The sequence below is a fragment of the Streptomyces sp. NP160 genome, from assembly GCF_006335115.1.
In the GTDB taxonomy this organism is placed as follows: domain Bacteria; phylum Actinomycetota; class Actinomycetes; order Actinomycetales; family Quadrisphaeraceae; genus Quadrisphaera.
The window spans coordinates 248,116-264,701 of the sequence record NZ_VDMJ01000006.1 but is presented as its reverse complement, the minus strand read 5'-3'; the positions used below and the strand labels follow the sequence as shown (position 1 = coordinate 264,701).

General features: G+C 76.0%; 17 protein-coding genes and 1 riboswitch. Of the genes, 9 read left to right on the top strand and 8 right to left on the bottom strand.

What is annotated here, in order from left to right; genetic code table 11:
• Both FHN55_RS05345 and FHN55_RS05340 read left to right on the top strand, forming a co-directional pair.
• Positions 1-643, top strand: a 643-nt coding sequence (locus FHN55_RS05345; RefSeq protein WP_139711187.1) for an acyl-CoA desaturase, incomplete at its 5' end; no start/stop codon positions are given.
• Positions 644-750: 107 nt separating this feature from the next.
• Positions 751-1,299 carry a hypothetical protein gene (locus tag FHN55_RS05340; RefSeq protein ID WP_139711186.1) on the top strand — a complete coding sequence of 183 codons (549 nt, stop codon included), beginning with the start codon at positions 751-753 and terminating at the stop codon, positions 1,297-1,299.
• A gap of 75 nt (positions 1,300-1,374) precedes the next feature.
• Here the strand turns inward: FHN55_RS05340 and FHN55_RS05335 are convergent, their stop codons facing one another.
• Both FHN55_RS05335 and FHN55_RS05330 read right to left on the bottom strand, forming a co-directional pair.
• Positions 1,375-1,902 (bottom strand): GNAT family N-acetyltransferase, encoded by a 528-nt coding sequence (locus FHN55_RS05335; protein WP_139711229.1) that lies wholly within the window; start codon positions 1,900-1,902, stop codon positions 1,375-1,377.
• 103 nt (positions 1,903-2,005) lie between these two features.
• Complete coding sequence (locus FHN55_RS05330) at positions 2,006-2,317, bottom strand: metalloregulator ArsR/SmtB family transcription factor (RefSeq protein WP_218974372.1); 312 nt, start codon at positions 2,315-2,317, stop codon at positions 2,006-2,008.
• A gap of 193 nt (positions 2,318-2,510) precedes the next feature.
• On the opposite strand from FHN55_RS05330, the gene arsB reads away from it, so the two are divergent.
• Together arsB and FHN55_RS05320 are read left to right on the top strand one after the other, a co-directional pair.
• On the top strand, positions 2,511-3,647 hold the full coding sequence (gene arsB, locus FHN55_RS05325; RefSeq protein WP_306821787.1) for an ACR3 family arsenite efflux transporter: 1,137 nt from the start codon (positions 2,511-2,513) through the stop codon (positions 3,645-3,647).
• Positions 3,644-4,090, top strand: coding sequence for a low molecular weight phosphatase family protein (locus FHN55_RS05320; protein WP_139711185.1), 447 nt, complete (start codon positions 3,644-3,646; stop codon positions 4,088-4,090). Before arsB ends, FHN55_RS05320 begins: the two co-directional genes overlap by 4 nt.
• A 73-nt stretch (positions 4,091-4,163) precedes the next feature.
• Here FHN55_RS05320 and FHN55_RS05315 read toward each other — a convergent pair whose 3' ends face one another.
• Positions 4,164-5,162 carry a GGDEF domain-containing protein gene (locus FHN55_RS05315; protein WP_139711184.1) on the bottom strand — a complete coding sequence of 333 codons (999 nt, stop codon included), beginning with the start codon at positions 5,160-5,162 and terminating at the stop codon, positions 4,164-4,166.
• A 167-nt stretch (positions 5,163-5,329) separates the two neighbouring features.
• Between FHN55_RS05315 and FHN55_RS05310 the strand changes: the two genes are divergently transcribed.
• Complete coding sequence (locus FHN55_RS05310; protein ID WP_139711183.1) at positions 5,330-6,397, top strand: hemerythrin domain-containing protein; 1,068 nt, start codon at positions 5,330-5,332, stop codon at positions 6,395-6,397.
• 40 nt (positions 6,398-6,437) lie between these two features.
• On the opposite strand, the gene FHN55_RS05305 is transcribed toward FHN55_RS05310, so the two are convergent.
• Both FHN55_RS05305 and FHN55_RS05300 read right to left on the bottom strand, forming a co-directional pair.
• A complete protein-coding gene (locus FHN55_RS05305) occupies positions 6,438-6,854 on the bottom strand; it encodes a hypothetical protein (protein ID WP_139711182.1) in 417 nt (138 codons plus the stop codon).
• Between the two features lie 66 nt (positions 6,855-6,920).
• Positions 6,921-8,195: a PP2C family protein-serine/threonine phosphatase gene (locus FHN55_RS05300; RefSeq protein ID WP_139711181.1), complete on the bottom strand. Its 1,275-nt coding sequence runs from the start codon at positions 8,193-8,195 to the stop codon at positions 6,921-6,923.
• A gap of 191 nt (positions 8,196-8,386) precedes the next feature.
• Between FHN55_RS05300 and FHN55_RS05295 the strand changes: the two genes are divergently transcribed.
• A complete protein-coding gene (locus tag FHN55_RS05295) occupies positions 8,387-11,050 on the top strand; it encodes a SpoIIE family protein phosphatase (RefSeq protein WP_218974356.1) in 2,664 nt (887 codons plus the stop codon).
• Positions 11,051-11,067: 17 nt separating this feature from the next.
• On the opposite strand, the gene FHN55_RS05290 is transcribed toward FHN55_RS05295, so the two are convergent.
• Both FHN55_RS05290 and FHN55_RS05285 read right to left on the bottom strand, forming a co-directional pair.
• Positions 11,068-12,114, bottom strand: coding sequence for an iron-containing redox enzyme family protein (locus FHN55_RS05290; RefSeq protein ID WP_139711179.1), 1,047 nt, complete (start codon positions 12,112-12,114; stop codon positions 11,068-11,070).
• Entirely contained in the window at positions 12,111-12,320 is a 210-nt protein-coding gene (locus tag FHN55_RS05285) for a CDGSH iron-sulfur domain-containing protein (protein WP_139711178.1), read from the bottom strand. Before FHN55_RS05285 ends, FHN55_RS05290 begins: the two co-directional genes overlap by 4 nt.
• Positions 12,321-12,625: 305 nt before the next feature.
• Between FHN55_RS05285 and FHN55_RS05280 the strand changes: the two genes are divergently transcribed.
• From FHN55_RS05280 to FHN55_RS05270, 3 genes are all read left to right on the top strand, one after another.
• A complete protein-coding gene (locus FHN55_RS05280; protein ID WP_139711177.1) occupies positions 12,626-13,594 on the top strand; it encodes an AraC family transcriptional regulator in 969 nt (322 codons plus the stop codon).
• Between the two features lie 57 nt (positions 13,595-13,651).
• Entirely contained in the window at positions 13,652-14,383 is a 732-nt protein-coding gene (locus tag FHN55_RS05275; protein WP_139711176.1) for a GAF and ANTAR domain-containing protein, read from the top strand.
• 63 nt (positions 14,384-14,446) lie between these two features.
• A complete protein-coding gene (locus FHN55_RS05270) occupies positions 14,447-15,205 on the top strand; it encodes a bifunctional 2-polyprenyl-6-hydroxyphenol methylase/3-demethylubiquinol 3-O-methyltransferase UbiG (protein WP_139711175.1) in 759 nt (252 codons plus the stop codon).
• Here FHN55_RS05270 and gcvT read toward each other — a convergent pair.
• The gene (gene gcvT / locus FHN55_RS05265; protein WP_139711174.1) at positions 15,187-16,305 is read right to left on the bottom strand and encodes a glycine cleavage system aminomethyltransferase GcvT; all 1,119 of its coding nucleotides are present in this window, start codon (positions 16,303-16,305) and stop codon (positions 15,187-15,189) included. The two genes, FHN55_RS05270 and gcvT, sit on opposite strands and share 19 nt — an antisense overlap.
• Before the next feature lie 153 nt (positions 16,306-16,458).
• A riboswitch (glycine riboswitch) is annotated at positions 16,459-16,572 on the top strand.
• The last annotated feature ends 14 nt before the right edge of the window (positions 16,573-16,586 follow it).

Sequence of the window (16,586 nt, the reverse complement as noted above, 5' to 3'; positions counted from 1 at the left end):
CGTCGCCTTCCACGAGGAGGAGGCGCGCAGCCGCCGCGGCCTGAAGGCGCGCCTGACCCGGCACCAGGGGTGGTTCTTCCTGCCCCTGCTGCTGCTGGCCGGGGCCAACCTGCACGTGGCCTCCGCCCGCGCCCTGGCGGCGCGCGGCGCCAAGGGCCGCTGGACCGACGTGGCCCTGCTGGCGGCGCACTGGGGGCTGTACCTGACCGGGCTGCTGCTGGTCATGACCCCGCTGCAGGCGCTCGCCTTCGTCGTCGTGCACCTGGCCGTGCTCGGCGTGTGCATGGCCGGCGCCTTCGCCCCCAACCACGTCGGCATGCCCGTCATCGACCGCGGCGCCCGGCTCGACTTCCTGTCCCGGCAGGTGCTCACCTCGCGCAACGTCTCCGGGGGTGCGTGGGTCGACTTCGCCATGGGCGGGCTGAACCGCCAGGTCGAGCACCACCTCTTCCCGAGCATGCCCCGGCCGAACCTGCCACGCGTGCAGCCGATCGTGCGCGCCTTCTGCGACGAGCACGGCATCGCCTACACCGAGCAGACCCTCGTCGGGTCCTACCGCTCGATCATCGGCCACCTCAACCGCGTCGGCCTCAAGGCCGGCGACCCCTTCACCTGCCAGTCGGCGGCCCACCTGCGCGCCTGACGGCTGACCCCCCGACCTCTGGGCGCAGAGCCCAGGTCCTGCGCCGAACCCGTGCGCAGCGCTCGACCCGGCCACCGGCGCAGCCGACGGCCACCCAAGGAGTCCTCATGACCACCCCCGCGAACACCTCCTCGAACCACCACGGCGCTGACGGGACCGGCAGGACGCCGGGCAGCTCGGCCAGCGGGACCCGCGACGACCGGCGCGCCGGCAAGGCCGGTCTCGGCGTCGCGGCGCTCGGCGTCGTCGTCCTCAACGTCGCCCCCTTCATGGACTGGGTCGACCCGGCCGGCGAGGGCGACCCCCGCACCGGCTACGCCACCGACTCCCTGGTCCCCTTCACCGCCTACCTGGCCCTCGGCCTGCTGCTGGCGATGCTCTACGCCGCCAAGCGGGCCCGACGCGGTCAGCACCGCGGCCTCACGCTCGTGTCCATGGCCTCGGGGCTCGCCGCGACCGTGCAGTTCGTGGCCTTCGCCCTCCAGCCGATGGGCGGCCTGGAGCGCGGTGACGACCTCGCCGCGCAGGTCGGCGTCTACGTCGCGATCATCGGCTCCGCCCTGTGGGCGCTCGGCTCCGGCCTGCTGGCCAAGGAGGTCGAGGGCGACGACCACCACGACGAGCTCACCCGCGCCGAGCGCACCAGCTCGCGCTGACCTCGAGGCCGCTGCCCCGGCAGCGGCGGGAGGCGCCTGCCGCCGCCGCCCCGGGACCTGGCGCACCGCGCCGGGTCAGCGGGGCGCCGGCCGGACAGCGCTCCGGGGGGAGCCGGTCGCGACCAGGTCGCTGCGGCGCTCGAGGAGCACCACGTCGCGCCAGCGCCCGGCCTCCGGTCCGTGGCTCATCAGCCCGAGCCGCTCGCGCACCCCGACCGTGCGGAACCCCGCGGCGGCGTGGAGGGCCAGGCTGGCGGTGTTCTCGGGGAAGACGCCGGACTGGACGGTCCACACACCAGCGGCCTCGGTGGACGCGATCAGCGCGTCCAGCAGCAGCCGGCCCACGCCGCGACCTCGGGCGTCCGGGGCGACGTAGACGGAGTGCTCCACCACCCCGGCGTAGACGCAGCGGTCCGAGACCGTGACGACGGCGGCCCACCCCAGCACTCCCCCGGCGGCGTCGACCGCCACGAGCCGGTGCTCGGGGGCCTTGGCCGCGTCGAAGTCGTGCCAGCTGGGCGGGGTGGCCTCGAAGGTGGCGTGCCCGGTGGCGATGCCGGCGGCGTAGACCTCCCGGACCGCCGGCCAGTCCTGCTCGGTCATCGCGCGGACGACGACGTCCTCGGCCCGGGCCGTCCTGGGACTGATCACGGCCGCGCTCCTCCCGCTCTGCCCGCTCCGCGGTCGACGCGGGGCGGTCGGTCCATCAAGTGGTCAGCACCCCGGCCAGGGAGTCCAGCGCCCCGGGGACCAGGGCGTAGTAGGCCCACACGCCTCGCTTGTCACGGGTCAGCAGCCCCGCCTCCACCAGCACCTTCAGGTGGTGGCTCACGGTGGGCTGGGACAGGCCGAGGGGCTCGGTGAGGTCGCACACGCACGCCTCGCCGCCGTCGTGGGAGGCGACGAGGCTCAGGAGCCGCAACCGCGCGGGGTCGGCGACCGCCTTGAGCGTGCGAGCCAGCACGACCGCGTCCTCGGCGCTCAGCGGCTCGCGCACCAGGGGCGCGCAGCACGTCACCGCCTCGGCACCGGCCGCCGGGACGTCGAGCTCGTCGACCGCGCCTGGAGCGGTGCGGGTCAGCTGCACGGCGGTCGCCACGAAACGAGTGTGCCACCAGACATCCACGACCGTCTATGTTGACGCTCGTCGATGCCCGTGCCACGGTTCCGATCGAGGCCACCCCGCCCACGCAGCCCGAGGACCCCACGCCGTGAGTGACACCGTCTCCGAACGCCCCACCGCCAGCCCGGAGGCGCCGGTGCTCGCCCGCCTGTCGGCGCTGGACAGGTTCCTGCCGGTCTGGATCGCCGGTGCGATGGCCCTCGGGCTCGCGCTCGGCCGCCTGGTCCCCGGCCTGGACGACGCCCTCTCCGCCGTCGAGGTGGGCTCGGTGAGCCTGCCGATCGCCCTCGGCCTGCTGGTGATGATGTACCCGGTCCTGGCCAAGGTCCGCTACACCCAGCTCGGCCGCGTCAGCTCCGACACCGCCGGCCGACGGATGCTGGCCGCCTCCCTGGTGCTGAACTGGGGCCTCGGGCCGGCGCTGATGTTCGCCCTCGCGTGGCTGCTGCTGCCCGACCAGCCCGAGTTCCGCACCGGCCTGGTCATCGTCGGACTGGCCCGCTGCATCGCCATGGTCCTCATCTGGAACGACCTGGCCTGCGGGGACCGCGAGGCCGCCGCCGTCCTGGTGGCGATCAACTCCGTCTTCCAGATCCTCGCCTTCGCAGCGCTCGGCTGGTTCTACCTGCAGGTGCTGCCCGTGTGGCTGGGCCTGCCGACCACCAGCGCGGACTTCTCCGTGGCCGCCATCGTGGTCTCGGTGCTGGTCTTCCTCGGCATCCCCCTGCTCGCCGGCTACCTGACCCGCACCGTCGGGGAGCGGGCCAAGGGCCGCGACTGGTACGAGCAGCGCTTCCTGCCCCGCCTCGGCCCCTGGGCCCTGTACGGGCTGCTGTTCACGATCGTGCTGCTCTTCGCCCTGCAGGGAGACGCCATCATCTCCGCCCCCGGTGACGTCGCGCGGATCGCGCTGCCGCTGCTGGCCTACTTCGTCGTCGTGTTCGGCGGCAGCTTCGTCCTCGGCCGCCTGATCGGGCTGGACTACGCCCGCACCACCACGCTGTCCTTCACCGCCGCGGGCAACAACTTCGAGCTGGCGATCGCCGTCGCCATCGGCACCTTCGGGGTCACCTCCGGCCAGGCCCTCGCCGGCGTCGTGGGCCCCCTGATCGAGGTGCCCGTCCTCGTCGCGCTCGTCTACGTCGCCCTGTGGGCCGGGCGCCGCTTCTTCCCCGACGACCCCACCGTCCCCCCAGCAGCCGTGACCTCTCGGAGCACCCGATGACCACTGACGAGCCCCTCACCACCAGCGAGCCCCGCGTGCTGTTCGTCTGCGTCCGCAACGGCGGCAAGTCCCAGATGGCCGCCGGCCTGATGCGCCGGGCCGCCGAGCAGCGGGGCCTGGCGGTGCAGGTCTCCTCCGCCGGCACCCGGGCCGGGGAGCAGCTGAACGCGCAGTCGGTGGCGAGCCTGGCCGAGGTCGGCGTCGACATCTCCACCGCCCGCACCCACCAGCTCACCGACGACGACGTGCGGGACGCCGACCTCGTCGTCGTCCTCGGCGGCGAGGCCCGCGTCGAGCCCGTCGGCGGCACCCCCGTGGAGGTGTGGGAGACCGACGAGCCGTCGGCTCGCGGCATCGAGGGGGTGGAGCGGATGCGGCTCGTCCGCGACGACATCGGCCAGCGGGTCGAGGAGCTCGTCGACCGCCTCGCCCACGAGCGCTGAGGGGCTCCCCGTCGGCCACGGCGGGAGGGGCCGGTGCGGTGGCCGCGGTCGAGCTCCGGGTCAGCGGACGGCGTCAGCGCAGCGCGTCGGGCACCTCGTCACGCGGACCGGCGCTCTGCCTCGCCCGCTTGTGCGCGTACAGGTCGGCGTCGGCCCGGGCCAGCAGGGACGTCGCGTCACAGCCCTCGTCCGAGGTGGCGATGCCCGCGGACCAGGGCATCGGATGGCTGGACCGCAGCCGTGCGACCAGCGCCGCGGCCTCCGAGGGGCTGGTGCCCGGCAGGCTGATCACGAACTCGTCCCCACCGTGGCGCCCCAGCAGGTCCTCGCGGCGCAGCTCCCGCTGCCAGCACCGCGCCAGCTCCCTCAGCAGCTCGTCTCCCGCGGCGTGCCCGTGGACGTCGTTGACGGCCTTGAAGCCGTCCAGGTCGATGAGGACGACGCTGAGCCGTCGACCAGCCCGGTGGGCCCTGACCAGGTCGCGCGACGCCACCTCGTGCCAGTGGCGGCGGTTGGCGACTCCGGTCAGCGGGTCCAGGTCGGCCGCCGCCTGCAGCCGGCGCACCAGCAGGCCGTGCACCTCGAAGACCGCTGCCCCCGTCACCGGGACGATCGACCACGGGACGAGGGGCGTACCGGCGGGGCTGAGCAGTGCGCCGGCCGTCGCCGCCGACAGCAGGAGCAGCACGTGGACCCTGCCGGTCGAGACCGGGAAGGCGTGGGCGGCGTAAAGGCAGGCGGCGATCACCGCCGGCCCCAGCCCGACCACCCCCACCGCGGTCACCGACACGGCAGCAGCGACCGCCACGAGGACCGAGAACAGCGCGAACGCGGCGTGGACGGTGCCCGCCGGCCAGCGCCGGCCCAGCAGCGGGAGCGCCACCGCGACGGCGACGCCCGCCACGCCGAGGGTGCGGATCACCGCCAGCGGTGAGCTCGGGCTGAGGGGCGTGGCCGCGGAGACCAGCAGGAGGAGTCCGCTGACGGCGTACACCAGCGCCAGCACTCGCACCTGCGTCTGCCCCGGTTCGCGCACTCGTCCCCCCTCCTCCTCCTCCACCATCGGCCTCATCGGGCCCCGCCTTGACGGGTCACGAGCACGCCGCAGCACCTCCTGCGGCACGACCACCGGGCCCGGTCGGCGGCGACAGCCGCAGGTGCGGCCGTGCGCGGGCTGGGGTAGGACGGAGGGAGCACGGTGAGACCAGCGCCGCCGCGACGACCCCGGAGGGGACGACGGTGAGCGAGGACGAGAACGACCGGCCGAGGAAGAGCTGGCTCGTGCCGGTGCCCGACCAGAGCGAGCGGCAGCGCGGGGGACCCGGCTCGATCGTGGACCGCCAGAGCGCCGACCACCGCGCGCTCGACGAGCTCATGCGCGCCTACGACGACGAGCCCGACCCCGACGCCCGCGGCCGCATCGTCGCCGAGCTCGGCGAGCGGGCCCTGCGCCACGCCTTCGCCGAGGAGGTGGTGCTCTTCCCGGCCTACCGCAAGCACTTCCCCGACGCCGGGGACGAGCTGACCGCCCACATCGAGGGCGACCACCAGCAGGTCAACGACCTCCTGCACGCGCTGCAGCGCGCCGACCCCCGCGCCCCCGGTTACGACGCGCAGGTCCGCGAGGCGTTCGCCGTCATCCGCCACGACGCCCACGACGAGGAGGACGACCTGCTGCCCCGCCTGCAGCAGGTGGCCGACGACGCCGAGCTGCAGGCCATCGGCGCCGCCTGGGAGGCGGCGCGCACCGCCTCCCCGACCCGTCCGCACCCGAAGGTCTCCCGCCGGCCGCCGTGGAACGCGCTGGCCGCCCTCGGTCTGGCCGCCTCCGACCGCGTCAAGGACGCCGTCGACGCGGTGGCCCCCGTCGGCACCGGCCGGCGCACGGTGGTGGTGGGCCTGCTCGCCGGGGCGCTGGGAGCGGCGGCGATGACGGCGACGGAGAAGGCCGAGCAGGCGGTGACGGGCCGCACCGGCTCCTTCATGCCGGCGCACACCCTGCAGGCGCTGCTGGGTCGCGACGTGCACGACAGCACGCCGGTGGTCTGGGTGATGCACTACGGGCAGGGCGCGGCGGTCGGGGTGCTGCGGGCCGTGATGGCCCAGCGCGGACTGCGCGGCGCGGCGGCCTGGCCCGTCTTCACCGGGGTCCGCCTCGCCGTGGACCAGACCCTGGAGAACGGCACCGGCGTCGGGGCGCCGCCGTGGACGTGGTCGCGCCCGGACCTCGTCGTCGACGTCGTCCACAAGGCCGTCTACGCCCTGGTCACCGGACTGGTCGCGGACAGGTCGCTGCCTCGCCGCTGACGGGCGCCCGGCCGCTCGACGCGCGGCGGTCGGCGCGGCTTCAGGCCGCGCTGGTCCGGACGCGTCGGTGGTGGGTGACCGTCGCGATGCGGACGACGGCGCGAGCCGCGTCCGCAGCGCGTTCTGCGCGCGCGGCGCGGGCCCCCGCCTCCCGGTGCTCCGCCACACCGCGGTCGACGGCGGTGCGAAGCTGCCCGGCGGCGTCGTGGCGTCCCAGCGCGTCGAGCAGGTCGGCGGCGCTCGGCTCCGCCCCGGTGCGCGCGGCGCTGCTCGCCGCGACGTCGCACAGGTCGAGGAGCAGGTCGTCGGCCGCAGCCGCTCCGAGGGCCCACACCCGGACGACGAGAGCGCGCGCGGCAGACGGGTCCGCCGCGGTCCGGACGAGCTGCTCGCAGGCGGCCTGGAGCGCCTCGACGTCGGGGCCGGCGCTCCGGTCGCGTCCACGGGCGGTGCTCATGCTCGTCTATCGGCAGGGGCTGTAGCCCCGCGGACGGCAGGCCCCCGACGCGTCCCGGTACGAGCCTCAGCCGGTCGCGAGCCGCGGCGCCAGGGGCGCCGCGTCAGGGGCGGGCGGCAGCCCGTCGGCGTCGGCGGGGCCGGCTCCGTGGGACGGGCCGGCCTCCGCCGGACGGGGGCCGTCCTCGCTGTGCGCACGCACAGCGAGGACCGCCACGTCGTCCCCGTGCTCGTCGCCGACCAGCTGGCGCAGCCCCTCGTCGAGGAGGTCCTCCAGGCCGAGGGACCCCTCGGCCTCGAGGACCCGGCACAGCGCCGCAGTGCCGACGTCGAGGTCGGCGTCGCGCCGCTCCACCAGCCCGTCGGTGTAGAGCAGCAGCGTCGCGCCGGGCGGCACCTCGCAGGAGTGGTCGACCCTCGCGTGCCCGCTGCCGACGCCGAGCAGCACGTCGGCCCCCTGCTCCCCGCTCTGCACCGCCGAGCCGGGGGAGCAATCACCCCCGTGGCGCAGGACCTGGGCCTGCGCGCCCGAGCCCCCGCGCGGTGCCGGCACCAGCAGCACCGGCGGCGGATGGCCGGCGCTGGACCACGTGATGCGCCGCAGCCCGCGCTCGGCCTCCACGGGGCTCTGGTCGATGCGCACCACGGTGGCGCTGGCCAGCACGTCCAGGCCCAGGCGGTCGAGGGCCACCTCGGTGGCGGCCAGCACCTGGGACGGCGCCCGTCCGCCCTGCACGGCGCAGGTGCGCAGCACCGCGCGCACCTGCCCCATGGTCGCCGCGGCGCGGATGTCGTGGCCGACGACGTCCCCGATGACCAGCACGGTCGAGCCGTGCGCGTCCACGAGCGCGTCGTACCAGTCGCCGCCGACCTGGTCCCCGCTGCTGGCAGGCAGGTACCGCGAGGCCAGCTGCAGGTGGTCGGGCTGGGGCAGCTCGGTGAGCATCGCGGCCTGCAGCGTGCGCGCGGCCTGCCGGCGGTCCTGCAGCTGGGCCAGCTGCTGCTGGCGCGCACCCGCCACGAGCGCGACCACCACCGCCGCGACGGCGACGACGGCGCAGCGGACCGCCCCCGTGAGGAGGGGCACGCCGTCGAGGAGGCAGATGAGCACCGCCGAGGCGGTGGCCGCGGCGCCGACCAGGCCGACGTGGCGCCGCGACCCGCCGATGCCCGTCAGCGTGGGGGCCAGCGCCAGGGTCCCGGCGACGTTGGAGGCGACCCGGTCACCGGACAGGGCGCCCGACCCCAGGTCGAGGGCGACCAGCGCCGCGCAGGCCGCCACGCCCATCCACGCCCACCGGGGAGCCGGCCTCAGCGGGTGGTCCTCACCACCGCTGATCACCAGGTCGCTGCCCGAGTCATCCCCACGGTGGACAGGATGCCCGACGCGCCCGATCTCGGGGCGCCTTCCCGGACACCGCCCCCTCGGGGGCGCAGGCACCCGCCGGGCTGCGCGAGGATGGTGCACCGGTCGAGCACCGGCCACCCGCGACGTCGAGCATGAGCGTCGGGCTTCGTGGAGGCGGACCCGTCGTGACAGCTGCAGGAGACCAGGCGCCCCGGCGCATCACGAGGCCCCTGCCGTCCGCCGGTGGTCTGCCGTCCAGCCGCGCGGCCGCCCGCCTGGCGGCGGACGCCGCGGCCGCTCCCGCGCTGCAGCACCTGGCGGAGCTCGCGATGCACCTCCTGGGGACGGCCGCGGCGCACGTCTCCCTGCTCACCGAGGTGCAGACCATCGCCGCGGCGGCCGGCCTGGCCCGCGGGCTGGCGGAGGAGGTGCCGCTCGACGAGGCGCTGTGCTCGTTGACAGCGGTCAGCCGCGGCGTCGTGGTCATCGACGACACGTCCGCGGACGGGAGGGTGGCAGGTCTGCCCGCTGTCGCGTCCGGGCCCGTCGGCGCCTACCTCGCGGCACCGCTCGTCTCCGCGGACGGTCGCGTGACCGGCGCCCTGTGCGTCTTCGACCCGCTGCCGCGCCGCTGGACCGCCGAGGAGCAGCGGGTGCTCGAGCAGCTGGCTGCCTTCGCCACCACCGCCCTGGAGCTCGCGTCCTCGACCACGGCACCCGTGCAGGAGGAGGCCCGCCGGCTGCTGTGGGACCTCTCGATCGCCTCGGCGGGGGTCGGCTCGTTCGACTGGGACCTCACCACCGGCCAGCTGCACTGGGACGAGCGCCTGGTGGAGCAGTTCGGCTACTCCCCCGAGGAGTTCGACAGGACCATCGAGGCGTTCAACGACCGGGTCCACCCCGACGACCTCGAGCGCGTCTCGCGCACCCTCACGGCGTCGATCGAGGGGGCCACCGACTTCGAGTGCGAGTACCGGGTGCTGCTGCCCGACGGCGCCACCCGGTGGATCAGCGCGAAGGGCCGGCCGCTGCGCGGGCCGGACGGCCACGTGGAGCGGCTGCTCGGCGCCACGCTGGACATCACCGGCACCCGAGCCGGCGAGGCCGCCGTCGCCGCCGTGCACGAGGCCATGAACGCGGCCTTCTTCGCCCTCGACCGGTCCTGGCGGTTCTCCTACGTCAACACCCACGCCGAGCGCCTCCTGCAGCTCTCCCGCGCCGAGCTCCTGGGCGCCAGCATGTGGGACCTCTTCCCGGCGTCGGTCTCCTCGGACTTCGAGACCCACTACCGGCGGGCGGTCCGCACCGGAGAGCCGGTCACCTTCGAGGCCCACTACCCGGCACCGCTGGACGCCTGGTACGAGGTGCGCGCCGTCCCCACCGCGGAGGGGCTCTCGGTCTACTTCCTGGACATCACCGAGCGCCGCCGCGCCCAGGACGCCGCCGCCGCCGCCGCGCGCAGGACCGCCCTCATCGCCGACGTCACCACCGCGCTGGTGGAGCACCTGGACGCCGAGCAGGCCCTGAGGGAGCTGGCCCGGCTGGTCGTCCCCGGGCTCGGCGACTGGGCGCTGGTCACCCTGGTCGACGACGACCACCCGGACGTCAGCGGACGCCCCGCCGCGGGCGGGGTCCGCGGGCTGCGCGACGTCGGCGGCGCCCACGTCGACCCCGGCCAGCAGGCGCTGGTCGAGCAGTACGCCGGGCTGCGGCTCCAGGCCCTGAGGCCCGAGGCGTTCCTCCTGCGGGCACTGGCGACCGGCCGGCCCGTCGTCGTCCCCGGCGACGCCACGGCCGCCGTCTCCGCTGCGCTCAGCGACCCTGAGGCCGTGGACGTGCTGACCCGCCTGGCCCCCGCGCACGGCGCGGTGGTGCCGCTGCGCGCCCGCGGGCGCACGCTCGGGGTGCTCAGCCTGTTCGCGGGCGCGCAGCGCGCCCCCCTCAGCCCGGAGGAGCTGGACACCGCCGTGGACGTCGCGGGAAGGGCGGGTCTGGCCCTGGACAACGCCCGGCTCTACCGCCAGCAGCGCGACCTCGCGTCGGGCCTCCAGCGCTCGCTGCTCACCGCGCCACCTGAGCCCGACCACACCCACGTGGTGGTCCGGTACACCCCGGCTGCCGAGGCGGCCCAGGTGGGAGGTGACTGGTACGACGCCTTCCTGCAGCCCGGCGGCGCCACGGTGCTCGTCATCGGCGACGTCGTCGGTCACGACACCCAGGCCGCGGCGGCCATGAGCCAGGTGCGCACCCTGCTGCGGGGCCTGGGCGCCGTCGCCCCCACCGGCCCTGCGGCGCTGCTCAGCCAGGTCGACGAGGTGATGCGCACCCTCGGGGTGGGCACCACCGCCACCGCCGTGGTGGCGCGGCTGGAGCAGACCGACGACGACGAGGCCCGCGGCGCCACCGTGCTGCGGTGGTCCAACGCCGGCCACCCGCCCCCCGTGGTGGTGCTCCCCGACGGCGCGGTGGACGAGCTGGCCGCCGACGTGGCGGACCTGCTGCTGGGAGTCCTCCCCGGGACCGACCGCCACGAGCACGTCGCGGTCCTGCCGCGCGGCTCGACGGTGCTGCTGTACACCGACGGCCTGGTCGAGCGCCGCGGGCAGTCGCTCGAGGAGGGCCTCGCGCGGCTGCGGTCGGTGCTCGCCGACCTGGCTGCGCTCGACCTCGACGCGAACGCCCTGTGCGACGCGGTGCTGGAGCGGATGCTGTCCGACCGCACCGAGGACGACGTGGCGCTGGTGGCCGTGCGGCTGTACCCGCAGGACCGGCCGCGCCCGCCCGAGGCCGGACCCCGGCGCCTCCCCGGCGGGGTCGACGACGGCCCCGGGGCGCTCGGCCGCCCCTGAGGCGAGCGGCCGAGCGCTCAGTCCTCCGGCAGCGGCCCGCGCAGCGCGGACCGGCCCTGCGACCAGGCGCCCAGGAGGTGCTCGGTGAGCCGGGCGTCGAGGAGCCCGGCCGCTTGGATCCCCAGCACGACGTCCGCGGCCAGGTGCGGCTCGGCGGCCAGCAGCGGCGCGATGACGCCGCGGCGCACCACCTGCTCGTGCACGGCGTCCGCCTCGACGTGCTCGGCGTAGAAGCCGACCGTGGCCGGCCCGCAGCCGAGGCGCTCCGCCGCCCTGACCATCCGCGCCGACCCGGGCGAGGAGGTCAGCTCCACCGCCGCGAACTGCCCCACCAGGGCACCGCGCAGCGCGCGGTGCAGGCCGAACAGCGACATGAGGTTGACCTCGGCGAGCACGGCCGCGGGGGCGACGTCGACGTGGGCGCCGTAGCGGTCGCTCAGCCCGAGCTCGAGCATCATGTCGGCGAAGAGCCGGGCGTGCATGCGCTCGGGACGGCCGGCGCCGTACTCGTCGTGCTCCACGGTGACCAGGGCCGCCTTCGCCGGACCGTCGAGCCGGGGGATGACCCACGCCTGCGGGTCGGCCTCCTTGAGGTGGTAGGTCGAGCGCAGGGCGACGTGCTCCCGCAGCTGCCACAGCTCACCGCGCCGGCGCAGGTGGGCGGACACCCCGACGGCGTCGACGTCCTCGACGAGCAGGGCGTCGACCTCGCCCGCGACGTCGTCGCCACCGGCGACGTCACCGCGGACCGCCGCGAGGAAGCGCTCCTCCAGGCGTCGCCGCAGGGCGATGAGCGCGGGGTCCCACTCGAGGTCGTCGCTGACGCCCTCGAACCCGCGGTAGTGCAGCTCGTAGCAGGCGTACAGCGCGAGCTGCAGGTCGTCGCCGTACGGGTCGGCGGCGTCCAGGTGGGGCGCGCAGGCGCCGGCGAGGGCGCCCGACGGTCCGCGCAGGTGGGCGAGGACCGCCTCCGAGAGCGGCCCGCGAGCGCCGGGCAGCGGGGGCGCGCTGGTGCGCGCGCCGGCCGCGGGGTCGGTCGCCGGGTCTGTCGCGGTGTCGGTCATGACGGCTCCTGGCGGGTGCGGACGCGGCGGCGGTGGCTGGTGTCGCAGAACGGGTAGCGACGGCTGTTCCCGCAGGCGCACAGGGCCACGACGGGGCGGTCGGAGCGCACGCGAGCACCGCCGGGGAGCTCCACCTCGAGGGGACCGTCGACGAGCAGCGGCCCCTCGCCCGTCACGACGACGCGGGTGACCGGGTCAGCCGGCATGCTCGGGCGCCTCCGCCCCGTCGCGCAGGACGAGCCTCATCCTCCGAGTGTGGGCGGCGTCGGTGCCGCGCGCCCCTCGACCGCGGCGCAGGGGGCGGCGGGCGCCCGGGTGGGCTCGGGGGTGGAACCCGCCCGGGCTTCGCCGAGGGGGTCCCGGAGAACCCCTCGGCGCTCCTCCACGGTGGCACCCCGCGCCACCGGCGCACCACCTCCTGGCGCCCAGCCCTTCGCTCGGCGGCCTTCCGCGCACCAGACTGTCCCGAGGGCGAGCAGACACCCTCCCGGCGACTCCCGTGGAGCCACGGATGCCGACAGCACCACCGCCGACCCCCGTCCACCGCACCGTCTTCTCGGCCGACGAGTCCGAGGTCACCGGCTTCATCCGGCAGACGTACGCGGAGAACTCCTCCCGCTTCGCACCGATCCGGGAGGGTGCCCGCTTCTCCGCGCTCACCCACGACGTCCCCGGGCTCGGCGCCGACCGGGTGCGCACGTCGATCGACTACAGCGGGACGAGCGCCGAGGGGTTCAGCGACTTCACGTTCTTCCTCGTGCACGCGGGCAGCGTGCACGTCGACAGCCCCGTCGGGAGCGTGACCGCCACCGCGGGCGACGTCGCGTTCTACCCGCTGGGCACCCCGGTCGAGTTCGCCATGGACGGCTTCGACGTCACCACCCTCCGCCTGCCGTCGCACCACGTGGACGACGCCGCGCGGCTCCTGGCGGACGGCCCCGTGACCTTCGGAGCGCTCACCCCGGTCTCACCGGCCGCACACCGGTACTGGCGCTCGCTGCTCAAGCTGGTCGCCGGCGCGCTGGCCGACCCGGACTCGCCGCTGGGCTCACCGCTGCTCGCCGCGGAGATGGCCCGCACCGCGGCCGTCGCCTGCCTGCACGTCTTCCCCCACTCCGCCACCTCCCAGCACCACCTCCGCGAGCCCGCCGGCCCGATGCCCGCGACGGTGCGCCGCGCCGTCGCCCACATCGAGGCCCGCGCGCACGAGCCGGTGCAGCTGCACGAGATCGCCGCGGCGGCGGGCGCCACCCCGCGCGCCCTGCAGCACGGGTTCCGGCGGCACCTGGGCACCTCGCCGCTGGGCCACCTGCGCCGGGTGCGGCTGGAGCTGGCGCACCGCGAGCTGCGCAGCGCCGACCCGGCGCACGAGACCGTGGCCGCCGTGGCGGCGCGGTGGGGGTTCGCCAACGCGGGCAGGTTCGCCGCCGCCCACCTGGAGGCCTTCGGGGAGCTGCCCAGCCAGACCCTGCGCATGTGAGGTGGCCCGGTGGCTGATCCAGAGGTGGCCGGTGCCCATGACTGCCACGCTGGCGAGATGGGCGCAGACCAGGGCTCCACCGGCGCAGCTGAGCCACGGACGGACGCCGGCGCCCTGGCGCGGCAGCTCGCGGAGCTCGCGCGGGAGATGCACGGCGACCCGAGCTCCCAGGAGGTGCTCGACAGGGTGGTGCAGTCGGCCGTCGCGCTGGTCCCGCACGCCGAGCACGGCACCATCTCGCTGGTCCGGGCCCGCCGCACCGTGGTCTCGGCCGCGGCGACCAGCGACACCGGCCGGCGCCTGGACGACCTGCAGACGGAGGTCGGACAGGGACCGTGCCTCGACGCCGCCTTCGAGCACCAGACCACCCGCGTCGACGACCTGGGCGCCGAGACCGAGCGGTGGCCGAGGCTCGCCGCCCGCGCCGGGGAGGTCGGCGCGGCCAGCATGCTGTGCCTGCAGCTCTACGTGGACGGCGACAACCTCGGTGCCCTCAACCTCCTCGCCGGGGCACCGGCCGCCTTCGACGACGAGTCGGAGGACGTCGGGCTGCTGCTGGCGGCGCACGCCGCCGTCGCCGTCGCGAGCGCCCAGAAGGTGGAGAACCTCAGCCGCGGGCTGGCCAACCGCGACATCATCGGCCAGGCCAAGGGCATCCTCATGGAGCGGCATCGGCTCAGCGCGGACCAGGCCTTCGACCTGCTGGCGCGCTACAGCCAGCACACCAACCGCAAGCTGCACGACATCGCCTTCGAGCTGGCCGCCACCGGCGACATCCCGCAGGGCTGACGCTCGGTCGCCTCGGCGGGAACCCCCTCGACGCAGAGGGGGTCGCCGTGGGTGCATGGGCCGGTGGCCCCCGACGCGCACTACGAGCACCCGCGGCTCGTGAGCGTCTACGACGCCCTCGACCCCGACCGCTCCGACCTCCAGCCCTACCTGGCGCTGGCCGCCGAGCTCGGCGCGCGCCGGGTGCTGGACCTGGGGTGCGGCACGGGGGTGCTCGCGCTGCTGCTGGCCGAGCGCGGTCTGGACGTGACCGGGCTCGACCCGGCAGCGGGCTCGCTGTCCGTCGCGGCGGCCAAGCCGGGCGCCGACCGCGTCCGGTGGGTGCACGGGGACGCGCGGGTGCTGGGGCGGCTGCAGCCGCCCGTCGTCGTCGACCTGGTCACGATGACCGGCAACGCCGCGCAGGCGGTCACCGACGACGACGGCTGGGCGGCGCTCCTGCGCGCCGCGCACGACGCGCTGGTCCCCGGCGGGCACCTGGTGCTCGAGACGCGCGTGCCGGAGGCCCGCGGGTGGGAGGCGTGGACGCGGGCGGCCACCGAGCGCGTGCGGCGGCTGCCGGGCGTCGGAGACGTGCGGACGTGGACCCAGGTGGACGACGTCAGCGGGCCGCCGTCCTCCCCCACCGTCGTCTTCACGCAGCACTTCGCGTTCGCCGCCGACGGGGCCGTGCTCACCTCGCGCTCGGTGCTGCGCTTCCGCAGCCGCGAGCAGGTCGGCGCGGCCGTGGCCGCCGCGGGCCTGGACGTGGTCGAGGTCCGCGACGCGCCCGACCGGCCGGGCCTGGAGCTGGTGGTCCTGGCTCAGCGCTCCCGCGCGTAGAACGGCAGCGCCACCACCTCGACCGGCTCGCGGCTGCCGCGCACGTCCACCTCCAGCCGGGTGCCCGCGTCGGCCAGATCGCCCGGCACGTAGGCCATGGCGATCGGGCGTCCGAGGGTCGGCGACGGCGAGCCGCTGGTCACCGCGCCCACCTCCTCCCCGGACGAGGGGTCCACCACGGCCTGGCCGGCCCGCGGCGACCGCTTGCCGGCGGCCACCAGCCCGACGAGGACGACGGCGGGACCCTCGTCCCGGCGGCGCGCCAGCGCCGCGTCACCGACGAAGCCGTCAGGCTTGTCGAAGGCCACCACGCGCCCCAGGCCCGCCTCGAACGGCGTGGTCTGGCGGGTCAGCTCGTGGCCGTAGAGCGGCATGCCCGCCTCCAGGCGCAGCGTGTCGCGGCAGGACAGTCCCGCGGGCACCAGGCCGTGCGGTCGGCCGACCGCCAGCAGGGCCCGCCACACGCCCTCGGCGGCGTCGGGGCGGCAGTACACCTCGAAGCCGTCCTCGCCGGTGTACCCGGTCCGCGCCAGCAGCACGTCGTGGCCGGCCAGCACGGCGGGGGCGATGGCGTAGTAGCGCAGCGAGGCCGGGTCCGCGCCGCCGGAGCCGGTCACCTCGACCACCCCGGACAGCACGTCGACCGAGCGCGGTCCCTGCACCGCGACGAGCGCCCACTCGCCGGAGGCGTCGTGGACGTCGGCGTCGAACCCCTCGGCCCGCACCGCGAGCTCAGCGGCCACCGCGCCGCTGTTGGCGGCGTTGGCCACCACGAGGAACCGGTCCTCGGCGAGGCGGTAGACGACGAGGTCGTCGATGGTCCCGCCGTCCTCGCCCACGACCAGGGAGTAGCGCGCGCGCCCCACGCCGATGGCCGAGGCGCGGCCGACCAGGGCCCTGTCGAGGGCGCGCGCGGCCTCGGGCCCGCTCACCTCGACCTCGCCCATGTGGCTGAGGTCGAACAGGCCGGCGGCGGTGCGGACGGCGACGTGCTCGGCGGTCTCCGAGCCGTACCTGACGGGCATGGACCAGCCGGCGAAGTCGACCAGCTTGGCGCCGAGCTCGCGGTGCACGCCCGCCAGCGGTGTCTCCTGGGCCACGGGGGCTCCTCCGGTCGTCTCGGGTGTCTGCACGGGGTCCGGTCGGACGGCCCAGAGCGTGCCACCTGCTGCGGCGCACCCGGCGGGCGGCTCCGCGGACCCGGTTCCGCCGGTCCCGGGCGACGCGCTGACGGGGTACCGTGGTGCTGCTGTTCATCCCGCGCGGGAGAGCCCTGACGCCGGACCGGTGACGGACCGTCGGCGAGCAGGGCGCCGAAGGGGCAACCCTCCCCGGAACCTCTCAGGCACCAGGACCGCGCGGGCGAGGCGACTCAGGAGCT